This window comes from Treponema parvum (assembly GCF_017893965.1).
In the GTDB taxonomy this organism is placed as follows: Bacteria; Spirochaetota; Spirochaetia; order Treponematales; family Treponemataceae; genus Treponema_D; species Treponema_D parvum.
Window position 1 is genome coordinate 594,312 of the sequence record NZ_CP054142.1, and the last position, 21,968, is coordinate 616,279.

Consider the following 21,968-nt stretch of genomic DNA (forward strand, 5'->3'; position numbering starts at 1 on the left):
TATTAAAAGTCAAAGTGCGCTTCCTCCAATTTATCGCGCAAAATTTGCTTAGCTCTGAAAATATGAGACTTTATAGTGTTGACAGGAAAGCCTGTGATTTCGCTGATATCCGCATACGGAATGTCGTAAAAAAAATACATGTCAAGGCAGACGGCAAAGCGCTCTGGCAACTCGTTAATTGCAAGACGCACGGCTTCAAGCGACGTTTTACGGATCTGACGTTCTTCCGGAGAAAGATCGGGCGCGACGAGAGAGTCTTCGTCGGCTATGGGCATGTATTCTTTTCTTCGGTTTACCGCATTTACAGCCATATTGTACGCAATCCTTGTGAGCCAAGTTGAAAAGAGCGATTTGCCTTGAAATGAAGAAAGCTTTGTGTAAGCGCGCAAAAAGACTTCCTGAACGAAATCTTCGGTGTCGGCCGTGTTTTTAAAAAAGCTTATACCGAGTATTTCTATTCGGCGCTTATGAAGTTTCATGAGCACCGCAAAAGATTTTGTGTCGCCTTTGAGAGCCGCCTTGGCGAGCGCGTAATCACGTTTTATTGCAAGCTTATTTTTAATGCGCGCAGCGCTGTCAATCGGCATTAGTGTTTCTAAAATCCGGATTAACTTTGTAGAAAACAAGCATGCACAGTCCCAACACGAGAGGGATTACACCTCCTAAGAGCGCGTAGCCGAGCCCTGCCATAAGCAGAAAAAAAAGCGTCAGCACGAAACCTGTTCCCGTGAGCAAAAGGCCCACAAGCAGGGAAAATGTTTTAAGGTCGAATTTTGCCGGTTTATAGCCGCCTGTGCGGATCTGGAGCTTTATCTCATGATGATGCCATAAAAGATAAAAGAATATGATTATCCCTCCGATCACTATTCCTACGATGGGAATTACGGCGAGCACTACCTGCGCTCCCGCCGATGTTACGCTGTTTTGCATATTTACAGTTTTACCTCCGTCGTATTAGTTAGACGCACAAGAATATAATAAGGTTGCAATATCATGCCGCAAGGCGATGCCGCACTGTATTATCAGTCGCGCAGCCTCATGAGCAAAAGCGTTAATCCAAGAAGATATATTCGCTGAAATAAACGGCTTTTATTTTTCCGAGCACAAGTTCCGCGTTGATCCGGCGCTCAAGTTCGGTTTTTATTTCTTTTTCACCCATAGCTAACAGCTCTTCCTTTGTGTATTTTGAAAAATAATCTGTTATGACCGACCGTATTTTTCTGGCCTTTTGGATGAGCTCTTCATAAAAAATTCTGTCACCGGCCGGGTAAGAAATCCACGGAGTTATTATGACGGGACTTCCTCTGTCTTTTCCGCTTTGGGGTTTGGAAAACGAACGGAGCCTGCCCAGTTCCGTAAAGGCCGCGTATTCTTTTGATACGGATTCGGGCGCAGGATCGGCCTTTCTCATGTCTTGCCCGGGAGAAGCCTTGCCTGAGGCAAAGCTCAGCGCAGTTATTATGATTATTGCACCTGCTATTGCGGCGGATATTAGTGCTAAGATTTTATTCAGTGAAATCTGCATATTAACAGTTTATATTATAAACGGATCGTTGTCAGTGTTAAACGCGCGGCGCACGTTTTGCACATCCGTACGCAGACATGGCGCACTTGCTCGGCGCGCATGTTTGCAAGGTTCCTCGGCTTACGACTAAATTATCCGCGGATCCATCCTTCTTTAAGGCCTTTTTCAATGTTCTTTTGCACCCACGGCCACAAGCGCGGCATAAACTGCTTTACGAGCGCCATCCTGTGTTCGACGTCTTCCTTTGACGCGGACGCTTGAATCCAAGTGTGTCCGCCTGTGAGGGTGTTGTGCAAAAACGGCTGCAGTCTGTCCATGCAGTTTGCAAATTTAGAATCGGCGCTTTCCATCGCTTCAAATTCCTGCCACATTGCGCTAAATTTTTCCCCCTGATCTTCTGGAAGAATGGAGAACAGTTTTTTTGCCGCATTTTTTTCGCGTTCGCTTTTATCTTTATAGCCTTCTTTGTCAAAGGCAAATGTGTCGCCGGCGTATATTTCAACAAGATCGTGGACAACGCAAAGACTTACGCAGTGAGGGACATCCGGTTTTTCAATCGCATATTCGCTGAAAAGCATGCACATGAGCGCTATGTGCCACGAATGCTCCGCATCGTTTTCACGGCGGGAACCGTCGGTCAAAAGCGTCCTTCGCAGAATTTTTGTCATTTTATCGGCTTCGACGCTGAATTTAAGCTGCCTGTCCAGTCTTTCGTCTTCCGAAGATGTAAACGCTCTCAAAATATTTTCGTTTTCCATGGTTTGATTATAAAGATTTATTTTAGATCGGTATACGGCGGCATTGAGTGAATATCGATGCGGTTACGGATCGTTTCAAGCAGATCTTCAAGTCCCTGTCCCGTTTTGGCGCTTATAAAAGAGGCGTCGGGGAAATTTATTTTTAACGCGCTCAATTTTAAATCCTCGTTTTCAAGACAGTCTATCTTATTGAGAGCGACGACACGAGGTTTTTCTGAGGCGCCTACTTCTTCAAGCACGTTTACGCACGTATCGTATTGGTTTTTTATATTTTCAGCGGTGGCGTCAAGAACGAGCAGTAAAAGATCCGCTCTTGCCGCTTCTTCCAATGTAGATTTAAAAGCGTTTACCAGACTGTGCGGAAGATTGCTTATAAAGCCCACTGTGTCGGATAGGAGCACGTGATTTCCGTTTTTAAATGCCAGGCGCCTTGTCGTCGGATCGAGCGTCGCAAAAAGTTTATTTTCAACGAACACGTCGGCTCCCGTGAGCGCGTTCATAAGGCTTGACTTGCCTGCGTTTGTGTAGCCCGTAAGGGCGCAGACAGGCATGGAAAATTTTTCCCGCCTTTTTCGCTGAATGTCGCGGTTTTGGACGACTTTTTCAAGTTCTTTTTTAAGCTGCCTTATTTTAAGGCGAACGCCGCGCTGATCTAATTCAAGTTGGGTTTCTCCGCTTCCCTTGGAACCGTAATTACCGCCTCTTTGACGCGACAGATCTCCGTACGAATGCGCAAGTCTGGGAAGAGAGTATTCAAGGCGGGCGAGTTCGACTTGGAGAGAGGCTTCTCTTGTCTTTGCCCGCTTGGCGAATATTCTTAAGATCACTTCCTGTCTGTCGAAGACGGGCTTTTTAGCAAGTTTTTCCCAGTTGCGCTGTTTTGTAGGTTCGATCGTAAAATCGAAAATTATGCAGTCGGCTTCCGCTTCGTCCGCCGCCTGAATTATTTCCTGCACCTTGCCTATGCCCATGCCGTACGCAGGAGTAGGATTCGGACGCACGAGAGAGGTTTTTCCTGCGATGTTCATTTCCAGCGTAGAAATAAGACTTTCAAGTTCACTCAGATCGCCGCCTGCGCTTCCCACCAAAAAACACTGTGTTTTTCTTTCTTCTTCCTGTCGAATCTCTATCACGATCACAGTATATTTAATTGCCGTTTTTTTATGAAGCGGTTTTCGTTTTCTTTAGTTTTGCTATTATTATCCGCCTGCTATATAATTAAATCTGCTTTTATAAGCATTTTACGCCGATAATGTTAGAGTAAAATCGTCTTTAAAAAACAGCATGCAGGAAAATCGCAATTTCCGGAAATGCCGTTTGCGGCGTCTTGAAAACTCGCCTTTAGCGATTTTTTTCGAGAATTTAAATTGTGGAGGATGACAAAATTACCTCTGGTCAAAAAAACGCAGTCAGTCTGTTGGTAGCCGTTTTTCTGTTTGCCGCGTTTGCGATTGCGGCCTTTTCAGGGCTTTTTTCCGCAATAGAAACACGTTTTTACCAGCCTGCAAAAGTTTTAGGGATTACTCGCCAGCTTGACGATATAGCCGCAGGCTACGACTTATATGTAAATTCTTTGCTCGGCAAACTTGAAGCATATACGGCCGAAAAACCGGTAGCTTCATATTTGACGCAGCGTGCGTCCGACGAAGATGTGCGCGAAAGAAGCCGTATTACCGGAGCTCTGTTTAATTCCGTTCCGGGGCTTTCGGGAATACGCATAATCGATTCGAACGGTCGAAGCGTCCACTTCAGCACTTATTCTGCCGATCTATTACAAAATTCCGAAAATTTACGCGTTTATAAAAACTACGGCGCTTTAAGCGCTCCTTCCGGCACTCAGGAAATTCCTTTCAGTAGAATTTCCGTCGCCGACGGAAGCGTTGTCGCTGACGGGAGCGCTGAAAAATATAAAATAACGCCGGACGCCGCCAATCGTCGTGTAATTTTTTCGTTTCCTTTTTACGACGTGTATACCGCTTACCGCGGCACCGCCGTTTTTTATTTAAGCTCGGCCGATTTTAATCGAGAGCTTTCAGCCTTAAATCTTATTACTCTGAGCGAGACGGGGATTCTTTTGGATTTTGCCGACGGCACGGCGTCATACGGATATGTTTTCGGACTTCCGGTAGCAGGGCGTGATTTTTTTGAAAAACAGATTTTGGAACGGTGGAAAGGCAATGAAAAAGGCCCTGAAAGGATAGTTTCGTACGAAGAAAACGGCGGGAGAGACGGCTTCGAAACGGCGAACGATAAAAACGCCGGCGGCGCGGCCGGCGATGAAAGAGGCGGCGTTGATGGCGGTTCCCGCAGTGAAATCGTCCGCAATGAAAATATCGATGGAAAAATGACCGGCAAATCGAAGGGGGCCGTAGGATATTGGGTTTTACTTTCAAGCAGAAAATCCTCTTTCGCCGTCATTAGCGGCGTCTATCGCGACAATATTTTTGTTATGCCTCAGTCCGTTCGAATACTTTTACTTGTTTGTGTTTTTATTTCCTTATTCCTTGCGGTTTTTTTATTGCTCAGCCTCAAGATCGACGACATGGTTGTAATCCAAAACCGCATAAGGCGTTTTCAGTTTTCGGTTGTAAACGAATATTTGAATAAAAAAATGGACGTTGACTGGAGCGCCGTAGTAAAAAATATCGAAAACCGCAAGGATGAAGTTTCCAAAAGTATAAGGAAGAGCTTAGGGCATCACCGTGTAAAAAAATACGGAAAAGAAGTTGACGAATTGCTTAACAAAAGCTGGGATGAAATCTTTGCGGCTCTCAACGTACGTTCAGGAGCGGCCATAGCCGCAGAAGAAAGAAATAACGCTCTGCAAAATTCCGCCGAAATAAAACAAATGCTGCAGGAAATTTTAGGCAGCGGCACAATAAAGATACAGGCTGCCGCCGTACCGGGAGCGGTCAGAACGCCTTCCGAGCCGGATTCAGGTGCGATTGCCGGGGACAAGCCTCTTGCAAAGGCCGCCGGCGACGAACTTTCCATTGCGCCCGCTGTGGATGCCGATGAAGTCGAAGAGATTCCAATCGAGGCTGTAGACGACGCGGAGGATGTCGAAGAGCTTGAGGAAATAGGCGAAGTCGAAGACCTCGATGTTGCCGGCGAGTCCGCAGAGGTCGGCGAAGCCGAACCTGCAATGAAAGAACCTGAGCCGCCGGCGAAAGTTGAAGAAACAGCGGTCGCAGTGCCCGTGTCTACGGTAGAAGCCGAAGAAGCAACGGTCGAGTCTCCTGCGGCGGCAAAAGCTGCGGAATCGGAGGTCGCATATGTCAGACCTTCCGGCGAAACGCCCTCGGATCCCGTAGGGGCTGTCGATACCGAACCGGATAAAGATAAAAAATCAGTGCTTGACGAAAATCCGGGTTTTGATTCTGACGCTAAAGAAAACCGTGCCGTTTCGGACGGGGATGTTTCCGATTTTCAAATATCGTCTCCGGATTTTGATGATTTGGACGACGAAATGCCGCAAAAAGAACTCGCTTCTACTGAGGCCAATGCCGTCGCCCCTGCAGAAGAAGTCTTTCCTCTTGAAGAAATTTTGGGTTCAGCTTCGCGGCCGTTCGTTCCTGATTTTTCTTTTACGGCCTTTGCAGCACGCGGAAATGCGCCGATCACGGAAATAGCTGGGGCGGAAGAAGCGGATAAAAGCCTTTCTGAGAGTAAAGACGACAATGTCGCGGATAAAAATAATGCCGTCATTATTGCCGAAGACGACGGACTTTTCAGAATATCCGACAACATTCGTACAGAGGGCACAAAAATAGATCCGTCTTTTAAAAAGCTTGTAGAATCCGTATTAAAATAAAGATTTATTATCCGCAAATAATCCGTTCCGAGTCTGTTCGATAAATTACGCTTATAAGCTCCGAAAAGAAACCATCTTGAGTATCCTCGGTTTGCGCGGCAAAGCGGTCAAAGATTTGATTCAGCAGGGAGCGGCCTTTATGGACGGACTTGTGCAAATCAGTCCGCGTGTATCGGGTGTGTGGGCAACGGAGAATTTCCCCTACGACTATAAAACCCACAGGAGGACGGTTGACCTTATTCCCGCCGCTTGTTGTCAATGATTCGGACACATTGACGGCGCATATTCGTGCTCTTTTGACCGTCAGCCGCCCGACATGAATCCTCTCTTAGGATGAGTACGCGGCCTGTTCCCGCCTCTTGTCGTCAATGCGCGATTGCCGAAAAACCTTTGTTTTATTATACTTAGGTTCAATGAAACATTTTGCAGAATTAACCGTGCGATCATACGAATGCGATTCTTACGGACACGTTAATAACGCGGTGTACTTGAACTATCTTGAATATGCCAGAATGGAATATCTTCACAAGATAGGATTCGATTATAACGCCGCAGTGGCCGAAGGTTTTTACCTTTATGTGACGCATATAGATATTTACTACAAGGCTTCCGCCTTTCTTGACGATAAGCTCACGATCGAAGTGTGTTCGGTTAATCTTGGCGCCGTATCGGGGACTATGCATCAAGTTATACGCAAGGAAGACGGCACGGTTTGCGTAGAAGCCGACGTTACGTGGGCAAGCGTGAACAAAGAAAACGGAAGGCCTTGCCGTCTGCCTGAAAAATTTATGGTTCCCGGATTGCTGCCCGATAAGCCCGGAACATAAGAGCCGGCGGTGTATAAAACTTCGCGTAAAACTTTTTAAAAACATCGGTAAAACTTCTTGCGGGGAAAACCATGGAAATAATACTTAAAGATCTTGTAAAGACATACGGCGGAAAAACTTCTATGCAAGTGCACGCGGTACGCGGCGTAAGTCTTATTATTCCTTCAAACAAAATTTTCGGTATCATAGGCAAGAGCGGGGCGGGGAAATCCACCCTTGTGCGTCTTATAAGCCTGTTGGAAAGTCCCGATTCGGGTGAAGTGTTTTACAACGGGAAACGTGTAGACGATCTTTCGCCATCCGCGCTCATCGTCCGGCGGCGCCGTATAGGTATGATATTTCAGAATTTCAACTTGTTCAGCTCAAGGACGGCAGGACAGAATATAGCCTATCCGCTTGAAATCTGCGGAGTAAAAAAAGAAAAAATCAAAAGCCGCGTTAAAGAAATGCTTGAACTTGTAGGCCTTGCAGACAGAGCCGACGCGCCGATTTCTACTCTTTCAGGCGGGCAAAAGCAGCGTATCGCCATAGCGCGCGCTCTTGCAAACGATCCCGACATACTGTTTTGCGACGAAGCTACGAGCGCCTTGGATCCGCAGACTACACATTCCATTCTCGATCTGATCAGGCAGATTCAGCAAAAAATGAACCTTACCGTTGTGATGATAACGCATCAGATGGAAGTTGTGCGCGACGCCTGCAGCTATGTAGCCGTGTTAAACGACGGAGCCGTAGTCGAACAGGGTTCCGTAGAAGATATTTTTATGCATCCTAAGACTGAGGCGACGAAGGAATTTCTTTCGCACTTGCAGCCGCCGGCCTGCACGGATGACGGCAATATGATACGCTGGTCTTCCGGCGGCGGGGCATATTTGCTCCGCTTCAGCGGCAATCTCACCGACGAGCCTGTTTTAAGCCGCCTTTCCAAAAAATTCAATGTCGAATTCAATATAAGGGCCGGCGGCATCCAAAAATTGCAAAACGGCAAGGTAGGCACGCTTTTAACCGACATCACAGGCGAAAAGGCGGAACTGGAAAAGGCCTTCGCTTATCTTAAAAGCGAAGGCATCTTTGTTGAAAAAACGGATGCGGGTAAGTAATTCTCTACATAAAATTTGAAAATAGGTGAAAGTATATGATGGATCTTTATAAATTGTTTACGCTTGTTTTTGACGCCACGGTGCAGACTATGATCATGGTGTTTTTGTCTACGCTGTTCAGCGTCGTTATGGGGTTGCCGCTGGGCGTTTTGCTTTGCATTACGGCGCCTGAAACGGGAATATACCCGCGGCCGATCTTAAATCAGGTTCTTACAAGGATCGTAAACGTTTTGCGCTCTTTTCCGTTTATCATACTCATGATTCTCCTGTTCCCCCTGTCGCGCGTTTTGATCGGCACAAGCATAGGCACAAAAGCCACCATAGTTCCTCTTTCAATCGCTGCGGCTCCGTTTGTGGCTCGGGTGATAGAGACCGCTCTCAAAGAAGTTGATCCCGGAGTTGTGCAGGCGGCGCGCTCTATGGGATCTACGCTCATGCAGATCGTAACGAAGGTTCTTCTGCCGGAAGCTATGCCTTCTTTAATCGACGGAATCACGCTTACGATCATAAACCTCATAGGGTATTCGGCTATGGCGGGTGCGATAGGCGGCGGCGGACTTGGCGACCTTGCGATCCGCTACGGCTATCAAAGGTTCAGAACCGAAGTGATGGTTGCCGCCGTAGTTGTTATTCTTGTGTTGGTTGAAGTTATACAGTTTACGGGAACTAAAATCTCAAACAGGATAATATCGAAACGTTAAAATTAAGACGGCGTTCGGTTTGCAGTTTTTCCGGCCGGAACCGCTTGGGTTTTACGGCATTTGCGTTTTGGATCGTTCCGTGTTTTAAGCCTCATTTTTTACCGATCATCGTCTGCATAAGCTGCGTGAACAGATATATTTTTTTATATATCCTAACGCCGAAGTCTTTGATCGGTTCGTCCGAAAAATGCTCAAGTTCCTTCCAGTTGATGATTATCTCGGCTCTAGGCATTTTTGCGTAATCTTCCAGCAGTGTTTTTACGGTTTTGCCTATGGTGATGAGGTTTTGGGTGCAGACTACAAGGAATTCCTTTGCCGCGTCGTTTGCGTCTTCTATAAGAGTTGAGGCTATGTTCGACGCATCGCGTTCTCTCAAAGTTCTGGGCATGAGAGTCTTTATTTTTATGCCGATCTCGTTGTCTTCGGCAAGTTTTTCGTCAAATTCCGTGATTTTTTTTGAATAATCCAAAAGGTCGTTGTATGCTTCAGACATCGGTGTTGAAAGCGGGGAAGACGTCCACTGACCGCGTACCAGCACAAGGTCCGCAAAGGCGCGAAAGTCGGCTTTTACAAAATCAAGCAAAAACGCTTTAAGGTAATTTAGCGGTTGGCAGTACGCGAACATGGGCAGTTTGTGCTTTATAAAATCCGAATTTGCTTCTTCAGTATAGTTTTTTAATCGCGCGATCGCTTCCGTACCGAAAAGCTGGGTGAGCAAGCCGTCTATCTGGTTCTTTTTTTGCTCGCCGTGAAGCTTTTGGATCGTTTGCAGCGCTTCGTTTTTTACTTTTTCAATGAACGGTTCCACGACGTTCGTAGTCTGCGTGGTGATTGAAATTTCATAAAACGGATCCTTGTCTATGAGTTTTATGAGTTTTTCAAAAATTCTGTCGCGCTTCATGTTGTGCAGCCTTGAAAGAATTTGCGTCCAGCTGCGCATGGGCAAAGGTTCCGTTCCTCTGGAATCTTTAAAAAATGAAAAGAGCGACGACCAATCTTCATCTTTTTCAAGCACTAAGGCGACGCTGACAAAATCTTTTATGTCTTCTTTTACATATTTTGAATTAATGGATTCAAAATGGGGCTGAACCGTAAAATCGTGTTCCTTGAGGGTAGGACAAAATTTTTTGAGCAGGAAAAAGTAGTCGTATATGCAGAACGCTTGAAAGCGCTGAAAAGAAGCGTATAAAAAATCGATCTTTGTTATTTTTTCCATGTCGAAGGACGAAACAAACCGATCTATCTGCTGATGTATCTGTTCTGAAAGCTGACTTACGGGAACGGATTTTGTTTTTTCTCTTATAGCCGGTTCCGACAGCTCTTGAGAAAGCGTAAGCTGATCTTCGGAAAGAGCCGACATGACTATGCTGTTTTTTATTGCGGCCGGATTGTTCATCGATTGAATCAATGTTTGCGCCGGAGATATGATTTTATAGATTTGATAAAAAAACTTTGCCAGCGAAGGGAGAACCTCATCCGATGAAAATTTATAAAAATTGAAATGCGACTTTGACAGGTCTTTGGCTATAGACTTTAATTGCTTTTTTTTAAGAACCTCAGGATCGCCGATCCCGAAGATGGAATCTATGATTTTTTGAATAAAATTCCTATTGTCCGTTTTGTTTTCTGCCATACATTTAAATATGGGATAAAAATAACGGACTGTCAAGACTGAACGATAATTTCTGTCATTTGAGTATCAGCATATTCAGGGAGGTATATTGCAGGCGCAGGCCCGACTGCGCTACAGCCGCCGTCCATACTGAAAAGACTGCCGGCCGGACAGGAGACCGCATGGTGGCACATCCGTGTGAGCCGGCAGCTTTAAGTCCGCCGGCTTTTTAAGCGTGGACTTAGGCGGATGCTTGGCTTTTATGCGCCTTGAGAAGACGCTCCCATGATCTCCGCTATTGCCTGTTTTACTTTTGCGCCGCCCGGAGCGCAAGCTCTTCCTCCGAGTTCCCCTTTAACGCAGGCTTGTGCGAACCCGTCGCAGCCAGGAAATCCGCAGCCTCCGCAGTTTATGCCGGGCAAAATTGCGCGGATCTTTACGACACGTTCGTCAACCTTGACTGCAAAAATCTTTTGAAAAATCCCAAGAAGAACGCCCAATGTAAAAGCCAAAACAAAAGAGACTATGATAGTCGAAATAATGATCTTCATCCGTAAACCCCGCTACTTAATTAATCCTGAAAATCCGAGAAACGAAAGCGACAAAAAACCCGCTGCAATAAACAAAATCGGTTTTCCTTTAAGAAAATCGGGCACGGGAGCTATGTCAAGTCTTTCTCTTACACCCGACATTACTACCATTGAAATCAAAAATCCCGCTGCGGAACCGAACGCATACACTAAGGACTGCAGGTAATTGTAGTCTTTGCTTATGCAGTTGAGCGTTATCGCCAAAACGGCGCAGTTTGTGGTTATCAGAGCCAGATAAACGCCCATCGCGCTGTAAAGCGCTGGAGCCGATTTTTTAAGATAAAATTCCACGAGCTGAACCAATGAGGCTATTACAAGGATAAATATCAGTGTTTGAAGGAATTCCAGCTGCAAAGGAACGAGTACAAAGTAGTACAATGGGTAGGTTACAGCCGTAGCCAAAATTATTACGAACGTCGTGGCAATTCCCATTCCTGTTGACTTCCCAGTGTCGCTTGTCATTCCGATAAACGGGCACAAAGCAAGGTACTGCACAAATATGACGTTATCTACCAGCATGGATTTTAAAAAGATATTCAATAAGCCGCTCATTTTGCACCGCCTTCCGCGCCGTTTGCAGCAGATTTTTTAGCCGCGGCCGCCGCAGCTTTCTTTTTGTTTTCTACGGCCTTGCTTATCGTCGCCGTGATTGCGATCATGAGTCCGAAAATTATAAATCCTCCCGGAGCCTTGCTGAACATTCCCACAGTATAGGTGTCGGGAATCAGCTTAATATTGAACAAGGTTCCGTTGCCGACTAATTCACGGATGAAGGAAATGGCCACTAATACCCAAGTATAGCCTACGCCCATTCCCAAAGAATCCATTATGGAAGGAGCGACGCCGTTCTTTGATGCAAAGGATTCTACGCGTCCCATTATTATGCAGTTTACGACTATAAGCGGCAAAAATACGCCCAGCGCTTCCGACAGCGCGGGAATGTAAGCCGCAAGGATCAGCTGCACTATAGTTGTAAAGGCTGCGATTATTATTATGAATATGGGCAGCCTTATGGCGTCAGGGATGAGCTTATGGAACAAACTTATGATTATTTCGCTCATCAAAAGCACGAAGGTCATGGAAAGTCCCATTCCTATTCCGTTAAAAACGCTCGTAGTTACCGCCAAAGAAGAGCATAAGCCTATCGAAAGCACCAAAAGAGGGTTTTCCTTGACTATGCCGTTTTTAAAAATACCGAAATTTTTATTCATTTGATTTCACCTCTTTTGTCAATTGCCTACGGCTTCTCCGCCGTATTTTTCGGAAAGATATGTGCCTGCGGTTATCGTCGCTTGGGACAGCAGCGCAGCTACTCCCTTTGACGTTATGGAAGATCCGCTTATAGCTTCGAATGTGGTGCCCGGCACAAATCCGTCTTTTACTTTTTTTCCGGTAAATTGCTCGTAAAAGGTTTTGCCGCTTGAAACTTTAAATGCGGGATCCCTTGCCTTTTGTCCGAAGCCGGGGGAATCGCTCAATTCAAGGAATTGAACGCCGGTTACGGTGCCTTTTAAGTCCTGTCCTACGAGGATTGTGGCCTTGTCGTAAGTGGCTCCCGTTATTTGAGTGACGGCTCCCGAAACATTTTTCCCTTTTTTTGCGATGTAGAGCGCGTCGATCACGGCGGCTCCATCTCCCGCTTTAAAATCCGAAACCTGTTCAAAAGAATCGGCGTCGGCAAAAACCACTTTGAGTATGTCCGCCACTTTTCCCGCCTTGTTTTTTGCGATTACCGGAGAAGTTATGTTATTTATCAGCGCAAGACAAAAACAGGATGCAACCGCATAGGCTGCAAGAATCAATCCGAGTTTGATGGTTTTCATTTTTTTGCCTCCGCCTTTTTTATCCGTTTATAGCCGTACTTGCGTCCCGTGAGGTTGTTCAAAAAGGCCGTAAGAGAATTCATTATGAGTATTGAAAACATTACGCCTTCCGGATATCCCCCGAATTTTCTGATCAAAAAGGTTATGAATCCGCACGCAGCTCCGAAAACGAGACGGCCGGGCTTTGTCTGCGGAGTGGTCGCATAATCGGTCGCCATAAATACCGCGCCGAAAAGCAATCCGCCTGAAAGCAAGGTCATAAGGACGTCTCCGCCTGAAAGAAAGGCTGCTAAAGACGCGGTAACAAGCATTGCGATCGTAGCCCTCCAGTCGATAACCTTTGTCGCCAAAAGAAAGACGAATGCGATTATTATCAAAAATATGCCTGTTTCGCCGATGCATCCCGCTCTCTTGCCTAAGAAAAAATTAAGATAGTCTTCTGTGCCGGCCGCAAACGTTCCGGATTTTATTTGAGAAAGAACCGTCGCGGAACTCACGGCGTCGGTTGCAGGGTTTACCCAAACGGCTCCCATTGACGACGGAAAACTGACGAACAAAAACGCTCTGCCCGCAAGCGCCGGATTGTATACGTTCGCTCCCAATCCGCCGAAGAATCCTTTTGCAACTACGATGGAAAACAGTATCCCGATCGCCAATTGCCATAGGGGCACCATAGGCGGCAGCGTAAGGGCAAAAAGGAGTCCCGTGACGGCCGCCGAACGGTCTTTTACAGTGACTTTTTGCTTTGTTGCAAGCTGAAACAAGGCTTCAAAAGCCACTGCAAGCACGACGGATAACAGCAGCCGTATCAATGCGGCCTTTCCGTAGAGTATTACGCCGTATATGGACAGCGGAAGCAATGCGGTTAAAACCAAGCGCATAAGAGTTTGCGCATCGAGACCTTCCGAAATATGCGGAGAAGAAGAAACCTTTAACTGAGTTAAACTTAAGTCTGCCATTATGCCTTACCTCCTGCCGGCTTTGCCGCCGATGCCCTGGCTTTTTCCTGTGCGAGCTGCCGTTTGACTATTGATTTTCCCAGACGGAGTTTTTGTACTATCGGAATGTTTGAAGGGCACACGTAAGCGCAGCAGCCGCATTCGATGCAGTCCATAAGGCCGAATTTTTTTGCTTTTTCGGTATTCCGCACCTTAAGAGCTCGGACGAGCATTGCAGGGGTTAAATTCATCGGACAGGCGTCGATACACTTCCCGCAGCCGATACATCCTTTTTCTTCTTCAAGGCACAGTTCCTCTTTTGTCAAAAAAAGAATTCCCGACGTGCCTTTTTCTATAGGAAAGTCCGGAGACGACATGGCAGCGCCCATCATGGGGCCGCCGCTTAAAATCTTGACGGTTTCATCTTCTTTTATGGAAATCGCTTCCGGGATAAGATCGCTTACGAGCGTTCCTACGGGTAAAAAAAGATTTTTGGGCGTAAGACACGATCCTCCCGAAAAGGTTAGGGCTCTCTCAATTAAGGGTTTGCCCAGCCTAAAAGCGTCGGAAACGGCGCATACAGTTCCTACGTTTGAAACTATACATCCGATATCGGCCGGCAATCCTCCTGCAGGAACTTCTCTTCCCGTGCAGGTTTTTATGAGAGTTTTTTCGCAGCCCTGAGGATATTTTGTCTTTATCACTCGAACTTCAATTTCGTTCGATCTGTTTTGCTTTATGATTTCCGATTTAAGAATATCTTCCAGATCGGCTTTGTTGTTTTCGATCGCAATAACGCCGCGTGTTCCGGTTATTTTCATTACGATGGCAAGTCCGTCGATCACTTTGTGAGGAAATTCCTTCATCGTCCTGTAGTCGACAGTCAAATACGGTTCGCATTCGGCTCCGTTCAGTATAAGATATTCTACTTTTACTCCGGACGGCGGCGACAGCTTTACATGGGTGGGAAACGAAGCTCCGCTCATTCCGACTATTCCCGCATCCCTTATGCGTTTTACGGCTTCTTCGCGGCTGCATTTGAACGGATCCAACGGTTCCATGTACGAATAAGAATTTGAACCGTCGCCTTCGATCGTAACGCACTGCACCCTTAAATTCCCTGTTACCAGATGCAGCCCTATCTCTTTTACCGTCCCTGAAACCGAGGCATGGACAGGGGCCGAAATAAATTCCTGCGAATCCGCGATCACTTGTCCTTTTACGACTTTGTCGCCCGCTTTTACGGTTGCCGCATTCGGGGCGCCGCCCATCGTAAGCGGTATTACCACAGTCTTTGACGATGGAAAAGCTTCCGTTATAGGAGAATCCTTAGACGGCTCCTTCCTTTCCGGCGGATGAATTCCGCCTTTAAATGTATACGTTTTCATATTTTGATTTTAACAAAGGATTGAAGATTCGTAAACAGATATGAACATAAAGCGCGCGCAAAGCTGTTATTTTTATTCGTGCGGTTTTTATTGCGGAGCGCCGTCGGAGTGTTACTTATTGGATTTTTTATTTGTTTTAATATATAGTTTATCAGTGTGCAAGATGCGCGAGAATTCAATAGTCTCCAAAATTTATATTTTGTTCGACTATTGAATTTTAAAAACAGTTTTTTCAAAGGCTGTCGACTCTGATTGTAGGTCGCACATCCGTGTGCGACAAATGCGGCAGATATTGTGTATTTTATAAGGGGATTTTAGATGATTAAAAGAATTAAATCGAAATTTATTATTTTTGCGTTTTTTTTATGCGTATTGAATTTGTACGCTTATAATCCGCCTGCAGGCGGTGAAAACCTTTTCGGCATTTCAAGCCCCACCCAACTGACGTCCGCGTCTTCCGCGGCGGGCGGCGCTTTTTTTGACGTTACACCCGCGTCCATAGCGTTTAATCCGGCGCTTCCGGCTTTTGAACAAAGGATCATGCTTGACGCAGGCTATACCGCGCTTTTTGCGTCAAAAGATCCCGACGATGAGAAATTTGCAAGCGCTTTTCAGGGCGGTCTGCTTGTCCCTACAAAATGGGGCGTTGGAGCTGCGGAAATGTACGGAGCCGTTATTCCTTTTTATGAAATGCAGGTCGGTAAAAGTTTCAACTTAAAGATGTCTGCTTCTCGCGACGTAACGGAAAAACTTGCCGTCGGTATCGGCCTTACGAACGGATATTTTTACGGCTATAACACCGATTTTATGGTCGCCGCCGACTTGGGTTTTGTCTACAATGCGGGCGATTTCATGGGGCTGAAGAATCTGCGCTATGGAATTTCTTTACAAAATCTCGGCAAAACTTATACGAATACTACGGTATGGGGAATAAAGGGTAAAGAAGCTGATTTTTTCCCTGGAATAGCTGCCTTACGCATAGGCGCGGCGGCCACCGTGTTTGAAAGCGAGCTTTTTTCAGGAGCTTTTTCACTGGATATGACGATCCCTTCCGCTCAAAATTTTATACTTGACGCGGGCTTGCAATTTATGTATCGGAATTTCTTAAAATTAAGCGGCGCATGGCAATACAACGCGCGGGAAGTGATCGAAGGCTCTGAAAGCTGGTTGCCTTCTCTTGGCATTACGTTTAAGTTTATGCTTAACTCTAAGGACAGCGCTTTTATGAAAGAGAAAGGCTGGCAGGAAAGCGAAGCCGCTATAACGGGCGCGTGGAAAAAGATGTATGAAAATATAAATGCGCTTTCAGGCGGCGTAACCCTCAAACTGGGCATGAAGGATACCGAAGCTCCCGAGATAAAGCTTTTTGACGAATAGGGCGGGAGTCTGTGGAAATTTTAACGATATTCGAACGGAGTTTAAAATGAAAAAAATATTAAGATGCGCCGCATGCGCGCTTTTTCTTATCTCTTCTTATGCGTTTGCCGAAAGACAGACGGTCTATATTTCGCCTAATAACGACGGCGTGCAGGACGATCTGACAGTTCCTTTAAAGATCTACGATCGCCGGTATATAACCGCATGGAGCCTCATAATAACCGACCGCTCGGGCAGCGTTGTCCGCACGATAGGCAACAAGTATGAAGTGCCTTATAAAATGGACGTAAAAGGTTTTTTTAAGCGTCTTTTTACGCCTAAGCAGGGCGTGGTGATTCCCGAAACCGTTACGTGGAACGGCGCTTTGGATAACGGAGAAACGGCTCCCGACGGAGATTATTACTACTATTTTACCGCCACGGACGACAACGGCAACGTAGGCTATTCTCCGGATATAAGAAAAACTTCGCCTAATCACGTAGTCGTAGACAATACTCCGCCGAACGTGGTTTTGGGCGAAATGAAGGATAACGATAAGATCTTCGGCGAAGGCTCTAAAGCAAAGCTTTTGATCAAGCAGTCCGGAACAAAGGAAGACGAATGGACGGCCAAATTCAAAAACGCTTCGGGCGACGAGGTTAAAACTTATCGTTGGGTCGAATCCGAGCCGCTCAATTTCAGCTGGGACGGCAAGAACGACGGAGACTCTTTTGTAGCGGACGGAGTGTATTCGTATTCGATAACGGCAAAGGACAGGGCGGGTAATATTTCAGCTCCCGTTTCAATACAGAATATAATTTACTCGGCTGAAAAACCCGTAACAAACATTACTATTCTGGGAGGAAAGTATTTTTCGCCGGGAACCGACAGTCCGATGAAAGATATTACGCTTGGCATAACCGTGCCGGTTCCGGCAAAGTCGTCCGGCAATAAGCTTACGGCGTGGAACATTTCCATAATCGATGAAAAAGGAAACACTGTGACGGAATTCAAACCTGCTACTCCGATGGAAATAGAAGCGCCGCCTACGGTTCTTTCCTTTGACGGTAAAGATAACGCGGGACAAAGGCTTTCAAACGGCTCATATCAGGCGAGACTTACTGCAAAATATCTGAACGGTTATGAACCTTCTCCCATAAAATCGCCTGTTTTTGTTTTGGACACTTCAAAGCCGCAGGCCGTCGTGCGCGCCGGTGACAAAATCTTTTCACCCGACGGAGACGGCGTAAAAGAGACGATAACCGTAAGCCAAATGATAACGCCTAAAACCGGGGCACCTGTTAAAAACTGGAAGGGAAAGATAGTTTCGGCTTCCGATCCTCTGCGCGTAGTCAAAGAATACGATTTGGGAGAATTTCCTCCTTCATCGCTTCAATGGGACGGAATCGATTCTAACGGCAAACTTGCGCCCGACGGCGATTATAAATTTGTTTTGAGCGCCTCCGACTTGGCCGGCAATTCCGCCGTTTATGAAACGCCTTCGGCGTTCACCCTTGACACTAGCAAAACGGAAGTAATACTTACGGCGCAAAATTCCGCATTTTCTCCTAACAACGACCGCGTAAAAGATACGATCGGTTTTTCAGTTATGTCTAAGGTAAAAAGCGCCGTAGCGGCCTATGATCTTCTCATAAAAGATAAGTCGGGAAGGACTGTAAAGACGGTAAGCGGTTCGAGGGCTCTTCCCCAGTCGTTTACGTGGGACGGCAAGGGCGATAACGGAATAATATGCTCCGACGGAAGCTATCTTGCAGAACTTTCCGTAAGATCGGAAAGCGGTTCCGCCGCGAAGTCCGTAACTCAGCCGTTTATTCTTGACACCAAGTATCCGTCGCTCTTGGCCGAAGTTCCGTGGACGCTGTTTTCGCCCGACGGCGACGGAAAAAAAGACGTTTTGCCGGTTTCGGTAAAAGACTGTACGGCGGAAGATCTTTGGACGGCTCAAGTGTTGGATGCTAATAAAAAGCCGGTGCGCTCGTATTCGTGGAAAGGAAAGATCGAAGAGTCCGGACGTGAAGGTTTTACATGGGACGGCACGGATGAATCGGGTAATGCAGTTCCGTACGGGAACTATTCGATAGTTATAAAATCCGAAGATCCTGCGGGGAACTCTTTCCGTTCCGAAATCAGCAGGATAATACCCGATACTCGGCCGACTCAAGCTTACGTTACGACTTCGCTTGAAGGCATTTCTCCGAACGGGGACGGTGTAAAAGATACTCAGACGTTTACCGTAAGAACGTCGCTTGCCGAAGGAATTTCTTCATGGAAATTTGACGTTAACGATGAAGCCGGAAAGACGGTGAGAAGTTGGACCGGCGGAAACGGCGTAAACCTTCCTGCAGAAATAGTTTGGGACGGTTTGACAGGCGAAGGGAAGCCCGCCGAAGGAATGATGACGGGTAGCCTTGAGGTAATATACGCTAAAGGAAATGAAGTTCACGCCAAAGCTGCGCCCTTTGTCTGCACGGTAACGCCGCCTGAGCTTAAGGCTTCCGTCGCTCCCGAATTCTTTAGTCCCGACAACGACGGTTCGAACGACGATCTGTTTATAAAACTCTCCGGAAAGACCAAAAGCAATCTTAAATCCTGGAGTTTTTCGATCAATGACCCGCAGAACGGGCAGAAATTCTGGACTACCGGCGGAACTTCGGCTATAACCGAAAGAATCGTATGGGACGGTTTGAGCAACGTGTCTAAAGATTCCAACGGTCTTGCCGAACGAGTGCAGTCCGCTATGGACTATCCCTTCGTCTTTACCGCTTCCGACGATTTGGGTATGAGCAGCACCGTAAAAGGCGTTATAGGAGTCGACGTTCTGGTTATCCGCGACGGCAACGTCCTTAAGATAGCGGTTCCTTCCATTATATTCAGGAGCGATCACGCGGACTTTAAAACGACGGCCGAAGTGGGGAAGGGCGGTTTGGATCCTGAAAAAGCTGCCAACAACGAGCGGGTTTTAAAGCGTGTAGAAGCCATACTTTCAAAATTCAGCGATTATAAGGTTACGATAGTGGGGCATGCAAACAAGACTACGGCGTATGAAGAAGAAGAAACGCAGGACAATCCCGGTCTTTGGGGCCCTGCACTTATTCCGCTGTCACAGGCGCGCGCCGAATATGTAAAAAATTACCTTGTAAAGTTCGGAATAAGGGCAGACCGTCTTACCACGGAGGGAAAGGGAGGAACGCAGCTCGTAGCCGATTGGCAGGATAAAAACAACAACTGGAAAAACAGGCGCGTGGAATTTATACTTAATAAGTAGCTTAAAATAAAAAAGCGCTTCGGTTTGCCGAAGCGCTTTTTTTTACGCCTGCTGCAGGTTTTGAACCTGCGACACATGGATTAACAGTCCATTGCTCTACCAGCTGAGCTAAGCAAGCATGTTTTTAGAATGTGATAAAAATCATATAAGAATATAAATCCTTTGTCAATAGGTTGAGCGGGGTGTTTTTTGTGGTACGACGAAAAGAAGGCTGGAATGTAATGTTGATTAGTATGCTTTTAGAAGAAGGTGCAGTCAGAAAATTACAGGATTAAAAGAATTGACGAGAGGAGCAAAAAAATACAAAGGCACAAAACTACTTGATACAACATACAAATAGCTGTAGATTGTATGCAGGAGGTAATTATATGCCTTTATTACAAGTAAGAGAATGCTCTGAAGAAATTTATAAGAAAATTTCGTATGTTGCAAAAAGCGAAAACAGAACTATAGCTCAACAAGTAGTGGTTTTATTAGAAAAGGGTTTAAATCAACACGAATCAAATGTGGAAAGACGTAAACGATTAATAGAGAAACTTGAAAAAAGACAAATTCCATCCGAAATTAAAAAAATTGATCCTGTTTCTCTCATAAGAGAGGATCGTGACAAATGATTATAGTTTTAGACGTAAGTGCCGCAATAGAAATTCTATTTCAAAGAGAAAAAGCAGATAGATTTAAGAGCGTATATAATCAGGGTAGTTGGATCATTGCACCTGATTTATTTATAGCTGAAATTACAAATGCTTTATGGAAATATTATAAAGCCGGATTAATAACCCATAAGGACTGTATTCAATACGTTCAAGATGGAATTGATATGATTGATGATTTTCTTGATGCTAAAGAACTATGGAAAGAATCTTTAGCGGAAGGAATTAAAAACAATCATTCGATTTATGATATGTATTATGCTGTATTAGCACGGAGAAATGATGCAACGCTCATTACAAACGATGGTGCTTTAGCAAGAATTTGTGAAAAATTGTCCATAGAAATTTGTAACTAAAAAGACATCGAGCACCCGCTTCAATCATCTTGTTCCGAGCGGGTGCATTCCTGTCGCATCCATCAATAATTCATTTCCAAACATTCGCAAAAGTCGTCCAGCAATTTATCGATAGCTTTTTTTCGTGCGATTACGGAAAGCCATTCGGCGGGAAGCGCAGCCGGATCTTTACAGCGCATGCCGGCTATGGAACCGGCGATGCTTCCTACCGTATCCGCGTCCCTGCCGAGATTGACGGCGGTAAGGATTGCGTCTTTTACGCCCGCGTTTTGAAAGCATGACCACAGCGCCGCTTCGAGCGTATGCACGACATAGCCGTTCGACTCGATGCTGTCGATCGGCGCGTCTTTTATACTTCCGTCGAATATCCGCTTGTAATGTTGAAATTCGTTTTCATATTCGGTGCCTTTAAGGTTGTCAAGGCAGGTCTGCGATGCTTTCTGCAGAGCGCCTTCCAAATCGTCGGTATCAAAAAGGCGGATCATCGTTTCGATATAGATGACGCATGCTAATACGGTGCGCGGATGGCCGTGTGTTAGACGCGAACATGCTTTTACCCTTTGTACGCGTTTACCGAAATCTTCGACGGCACGGAGCGTAAATGCAATCGGGGCGATGCGCATTAAAGAACCGTTCCCATTTGAATTTTCATCCGTACCGCCGCACATTTCGGGAGGCACACCCATATTATACTTGAGAACGGCAAGTTGCGTCGTCCTGCCGATGTCGAACGCTTTACCGTGCGGCGTGTATTTGCCTTTTTCAAACCAATCCGAAAATTTATCCATCAAGTCATAACTGTCGCCGTATTCGGTGATATTTTTAATAAGGCAGAGCGTCAACGAAGTATCGTCCGACCATGAACCTGCCGGCTGATTGTGTGCGCCGTAGCCGGTCATTGTTTCGGCTTTAAACTTTCCTCTCCAGCCGAATTCGTATGGAACGCCGAGCGCATCGCCTGCAATGCTGCCGTAGAACGTCGAAAAAACGATGTCATGCAAATTTGAGTTCATGGATGCCTCCTTTCCGCATACCGGATCCACTAATTAAACAGGTCTTTTGCAGCCTTATCTGCTGCCATATACTTAACCATACGGGCAAAGAGAGTGTCCTCGTAAGGACGAGATAACTTTTTTTCCATCGGCGTCATAATTTCTTCCATAATCAATGGCGCCATGTTGTAAAACTTCACGTGGCATTTCTCGTTCAGTTTCTTGTCGATAACGTCGTAAAACATAGTT

General features: G+C 46.0%; 23 protein-coding genes and 1 tRNA gene. 9 read left to right on the plus strand and 15 right to left on the minus strand.

Annotated features, from left to right (window positions below):
- Positions 1 to 2: 2 nt before the first annotated feature.
- The 5 genes from HRQ91_RS02785 to hflX all read right to left on the minus strand — a co-directional run bounded on the left by HRQ91_RS02785 (position 3) and on the right by hflX (position 3,416).
- On the minus strand, positions 3 to 587 hold the full coding sequence (locus tag HRQ91_RS02785) for an RNA polymerase sigma factor (protein WP_210120158.1): 585 nt from the start codon (positions 585 to 587) through the stop codon (positions 3 to 5).
- Positions 577 to 930, minus strand: coding sequence for a hypothetical protein (locus HRQ91_RS02790; RefSeq protein WP_210120159.1), 354 nt, complete (start codon positions 928 to 930; stop codon positions 577 to 579). The genes HRQ91_RS02785 and HRQ91_RS02790 overlap by 11 nt, the downstream gene beginning before the upstream one ends.
- Positions 931 to 1,051: 121 nt before the next feature.
- Positions 1,052 to 1,525, minus strand: coding sequence for a flagellar basal body-associated FliL family protein (locus HRQ91_RS02795; protein WP_210120160.1), 474 nt, complete (start codon positions 1,523 to 1,525; stop codon positions 1,052 to 1,054).
- A gap of 131 nt (positions 1,526 to 1,656) precedes the next feature.
- Entirely contained in the window at positions 1,657 to 2,283 is a 627-nt protein-coding gene (locus HRQ91_RS02800; protein WP_210120161.1) for an HD domain-containing protein, read from the minus strand.
- 17 nt (positions 2,284 to 2,300) lie between these two features.
- A complete protein-coding gene (hflX, locus tag HRQ91_RS02805) occupies positions 2,301 to 3,416 on the minus strand; it encodes a GTPase HflX (RefSeq protein ID WP_210120162.1) in 1,116 nt (371 codons plus the stop codon).
- Between the two features lie 236 nt (positions 3,417 to 3,652).
- On the opposite strand from hflX, the gene HRQ91_RS02810 reads away from it, so the two are divergent.
- The 5 genes from HRQ91_RS02810 to HRQ91_RS02830 all read left to right on the plus strand — a co-directional run bounded on the left by HRQ91_RS02810 (position 3,653) and on the right by HRQ91_RS02830 (position 8,725).
- Complete coding sequence (locus HRQ91_RS02810) at positions 3,653 to 6,097, plus strand: type IV pilus assembly protein FimV (RefSeq protein WP_210120163.1); 2,445 nt, start codon at positions 3,653 to 3,655, stop codon at positions 6,095 to 6,097.
- A 40-nt stretch (positions 6,098 to 6,137) separates the two neighbouring features.
- Positions 6,138 to 6,359: a DNA-binding domain-containing protein gene (locus HRQ91_RS02815; protein ID WP_210120711.1), complete on the plus strand. Its 222-nt coding sequence runs from the start codon at positions 6,138 to 6,140 to the stop codon at positions 6,357 to 6,359.
- A gap of 151 nt (positions 6,360 to 6,510) precedes the next feature.
- Positions 6,511 to 6,924 (plus strand): acyl-CoA thioesterase, encoded by a 414-nt coding sequence (locus HRQ91_RS02820; protein ID WP_210120164.1) that lies wholly within the window; start codon positions 6,511 to 6,513, stop codon positions 6,922 to 6,924.
- Between the two features lie 71 nt (positions 6,925 to 6,995).
- A complete protein-coding gene (locus HRQ91_RS02825) occupies positions 6,996 to 8,024 on the plus strand; it encodes a methionine ABC transporter ATP-binding protein (protein ID WP_210120165.1) in 1,029 nt (342 codons plus the stop codon).
- Positions 8,025 to 8,062: 38 nt separating this feature from the next.
- Complete coding sequence (locus HRQ91_RS02830) at positions 8,063 to 8,725, plus strand: methionine ABC transporter permease (protein ID WP_210120712.1); 663 nt, start codon at positions 8,063 to 8,065, stop codon at positions 8,723 to 8,725.
- A gap of 91 nt (positions 8,726 to 8,816) precedes the next feature.
- Here HRQ91_RS02830 and HRQ91_RS02835 read toward each other — a convergent pair whose 3' ends face one another.
- From HRQ91_RS02835 to rsxC, 7 genes are all read right to left on the minus strand, one after another.
- On the minus strand, positions 8,817 to 10,358 hold the full coding sequence (locus tag HRQ91_RS02835; RefSeq protein WP_210120166.1) for a DUF5312 family protein: 1,542 nt from the start codon (positions 10,356 to 10,358) through the stop codon (positions 8,817 to 8,819).
- Between the two features lie 239 nt (positions 10,359 to 10,597).
- Complete coding sequence (locus HRQ91_RS02840; RefSeq protein ID WP_210117024.1) at positions 10,598 to 10,888, minus strand: RnfABCDGE type electron transport complex subunit B; 291 nt, start codon at positions 10,886 to 10,888, stop codon at positions 10,598 to 10,600.
- A gap of 12 nt (positions 10,889 to 10,900) precedes the next feature.
- A complete protein-coding gene (locus HRQ91_RS02845; RefSeq protein ID WP_210120167.1) occupies positions 10,901 to 11,479 on the minus strand; it encodes an electron transport complex protein RnfA in 579 nt (192 codons plus the stop codon).
- Positions 11,476 to 12,138 (minus strand): electron transport complex subunit RsxE, encoded by a 663-nt coding sequence (gene rsxE / locus HRQ91_RS02850; RefSeq protein ID WP_210120168.1) that lies wholly within the window; start codon positions 12,136 to 12,138, stop codon positions 11,476 to 11,478. Before rsxE ends, HRQ91_RS02845 begins: the two co-directional genes overlap by 4 nt.
- An 18-nt stretch (positions 12,139 to 12,156) precedes the next feature.
- Positions 12,157 to 12,750 carry an RnfABCDGE type electron transport complex subunit G gene (locus HRQ91_RS02855; protein ID WP_210120169.1) on the minus strand — a complete coding sequence of 198 codons (594 nt, stop codon included), beginning with the start codon at positions 12,748 to 12,750 and terminating at the stop codon, positions 12,157 to 12,159.
- A complete protein-coding gene (locus HRQ91_RS02860; protein ID WP_210120170.1) occupies positions 12,747 to 13,709 on the minus strand; it encodes an RnfABCDGE type electron transport complex subunit D in 963 nt (320 codons plus the stop codon). Before HRQ91_RS02860 ends, HRQ91_RS02855 begins: the two co-directional genes overlap by 4 nt.
- The gene (gene rsxC, locus HRQ91_RS02865) at positions 13,709 to 15,076 is read right to left on the minus strand and encodes an electron transport complex subunit RsxC (RefSeq protein ID WP_210120171.1); all 1,368 of its coding nucleotides are present in this window, start codon (positions 15,074 to 15,076) and stop codon (positions 13,709 to 13,711) included. Before rsxC ends, HRQ91_RS02860 begins: the two co-directional genes overlap by 1 nt.
- A gap of 318 nt (positions 15,077 to 15,394) precedes the next feature.
- Here rsxC and HRQ91_RS02870 point away from each other — a divergent pair, with 318 nt between their 5' ends.
- Both HRQ91_RS02870 and HRQ91_RS02875 read left to right on the plus strand, forming a co-directional pair.
- Positions 15,395 to 16,453: a PorV/PorQ family protein gene (locus HRQ91_RS02870; RefSeq protein ID WP_210120172.1), complete on the plus strand. Its 1,059-nt coding sequence runs from the start codon at positions 15,395 to 15,397 to the stop codon at positions 16,451 to 16,453.
- Positions 16,454 to 16,499: 46 nt separating this feature from the next.
- Positions 16,500 to 19,718 carry a FlgD immunoglobulin-like domain containing protein gene (locus HRQ91_RS02875; protein WP_210120173.1) on the plus strand — a complete coding sequence of 1,073 codons (3,219 nt, stop codon included), beginning with the start codon at positions 16,500 to 16,502 and terminating at the stop codon, positions 19,716 to 19,718.
- Positions 19,719 to 19,763: 45 nt separating this feature from the next.
- Here HRQ91_RS02875 and HRQ91_RS02880 read toward each other — a convergent pair.
- A tRNA-Asn gene (locus HRQ91_RS02880) sits at positions 19,764 to 19,836 on the minus strand.
- A gap of 250 nt (positions 19,837 to 20,086) precedes the next feature.
- Here HRQ91_RS02880 and HRQ91_RS02885 point away from each other — a divergent pair.
- Together HRQ91_RS02885 and HRQ91_RS02890 are read left to right on the plus strand one after the other, a co-directional pair.
- Positions 20,087 to 20,332 (plus strand): ribbon-helix-helix domain-containing protein, encoded by a 246-nt coding sequence (locus HRQ91_RS02885; protein WP_210117016.1) that lies wholly within the window; start codon positions 20,087 to 20,089, stop codon positions 20,330 to 20,332.
- Positions 20,329 to 20,727: a type II toxin-antitoxin system VapC family toxin gene (locus HRQ91_RS02890; protein WP_210120174.1), complete on the plus strand. Its 399-nt coding sequence runs from the start codon at positions 20,329 to 20,331 to the stop codon at positions 20,725 to 20,727. Before HRQ91_RS02885 ends, HRQ91_RS02890 begins: the two co-directional genes overlap by 4 nt.
- Before the next feature lie 62 nt (positions 20,728 to 20,789).
- Here HRQ91_RS02890 and HRQ91_RS02895 read toward each other — a convergent pair whose 3' ends face one another.
- Together HRQ91_RS02895 and HRQ91_RS02900 are read right to left on the minus strand one after the other, a co-directional pair.
- Entirely contained in the window at positions 20,790 to 21,740 is a 951-nt protein-coding gene (locus HRQ91_RS02895; protein WP_210120175.1) for an ADP-ribosylglycohydrolase family protein, read from the minus strand.
- Positions 21,741 to 21,769: 29 nt separating this feature from the next.
- Positions 21,770 to 21,964: a hypothetical protein gene (locus tag HRQ91_RS02900; RefSeq protein ID WP_210120176.1), complete on the minus strand. Its 195-nt coding sequence runs from the start codon at positions 21,962 to 21,964 to the stop codon at positions 21,770 to 21,772.
- Positions 21,965 to 21,968: the final 4 nt, after the last annotated feature.

What these genes read in the sequence shown, in the direction of transcription:
- HRQ91_RS02895 (WP_210120175.1), bottom strand. Translation starts at nt 21,740, where the DNA reads ATGAACTCAAATTTGCATGACATCGTTTTTTCGACGTTCTACGGCAGC.
- rsxC (WP_210120171.1), bottom strand. Translation starts at nt 15,076, where the DNA reads ATGAAAACGTATACATTTAAAGGCGGAATTCATCCGCCGGAAAGGAAG.
- HRQ91_RS02830 (WP_210120712.1), top strand. Translation starts at nt 8,063, where the DNA reads ATGGATCTTTATAAATTGTTTACGCTTGTTTTTGACGCCACGGTGCAG.
- HRQ91_RS02860 (WP_210120170.1), bottom strand. Translation starts at nt 13,709, where the DNA reads ATGGCAGACTTAAGTTTAACTCAGTTAAAGGTTTCTTCTTCTCCGCAT.
- rsxE (WP_210120168.1), bottom strand. Translation starts at nt 12,138, where the DNA reads ATGAATAAAAATTTCGGTATTTTTAAAAACGGCATAGTCAAGGAAAAC.
- HRQ91_RS02825 (WP_210120165.1), top strand. Translation starts at nt 6,996, where the DNA reads ATGGAAATAATACTTAAAGATCTTGTAAAGACATACGGCGGAAAAACT.
- HRQ91_RS02835 (WP_210120166.1), bottom strand. Translation starts at nt 10,358, where the DNA reads ATGGCAGAAAACAAAACGGACAATAGGAATTTTATTCAAAAAATCATA.
- HRQ91_RS02800 (WP_210120161.1), bottom strand. Translation starts at nt 2,283, where the DNA reads ATGGAAAACGAAAATATTTTGAGAGCGTTTACATCTTCGGAAGACGAA.
- HRQ91_RS02795 (WP_210120160.1), bottom strand. Translation starts at nt 1,525, where the DNA reads ATGCAGATTTCACTGAATAAAATCTTAGCACTAATATCCGCCGCAATA.
- HRQ91_RS02820 (WP_210120164.1), top strand. Translation starts at nt 6,511, where the DNA reads ATGAAACATTTTGCAGAATTAACCGTGCGATCATACGAATGCGATTCT.
- HRQ91_RS02890 (WP_210120174.1), top strand. Translation starts at nt 20,329, where the DNA reads ATGATTATAGTTTTAGACGTAAGTGCCGCAATAGAAATTCTATTTCAA.
- HRQ91_RS02845 (WP_210120167.1), bottom strand. Translation starts at nt 11,479, where the DNA reads ATGAGCGGCTTATTGAATATCTTTTTAAAATCCATGCTGGTAGATAAC.
- HRQ91_RS02790 (WP_210120159.1), bottom strand. Translation starts at nt 930, where the DNA reads ATGCAAAACAGCGTAACATCGGCGGGAGCGCAGGTAGTGCTCGCCGTA.
- HRQ91_RS02855 (WP_210120169.1), bottom strand. Translation starts at nt 12,750, where the DNA reads ATGAAAACCATCAAACTCGGATTGATTCTTGCAGCCTATGCGGTTGCA.
- HRQ91_RS02870 (WP_210120172.1), top strand. Translation starts at nt 15,395, where the DNA reads ATGATTAAAAGAATTAAATCGAAATTTATTATTTTTGCGTTTTTTTTA.
- HRQ91_RS02900 (WP_210120176.1), bottom strand. Translation starts at nt 21,964, where the DNA reads ATGTTTTACGACGTTATCGACAAGAAACTGAACGAGAAATGCCACGTG.
- HRQ91_RS02885 (WP_210117016.1), top strand. Translation starts at nt 20,087, where the DNA reads ATGCCTTTATTACAAGTAAGAGAATGCTCTGAAGAAATTTATAAGAAA.
- HRQ91_RS02840 (WP_210117024.1), bottom strand. Translation starts at nt 10,888, where the DNA reads ATGAAGATCATTATTTCGACTATCATAGTCTCTTTTGTTTTGGCTTTT.
- HRQ91_RS02875 (WP_210120173.1), top strand. Translation starts at nt 16,500, where the DNA reads ATGAAAAAAATATTAAGATGCGCCGCATGCGCGCTTTTTCTTATCTCT.
- HRQ91_RS02785 (WP_210120158.1), bottom strand. Translation starts at nt 587, where the DNA reads ATGCCGATTGACAGCGCTGCGCGCATTAAAAATAAGCTTGCAATAAAA.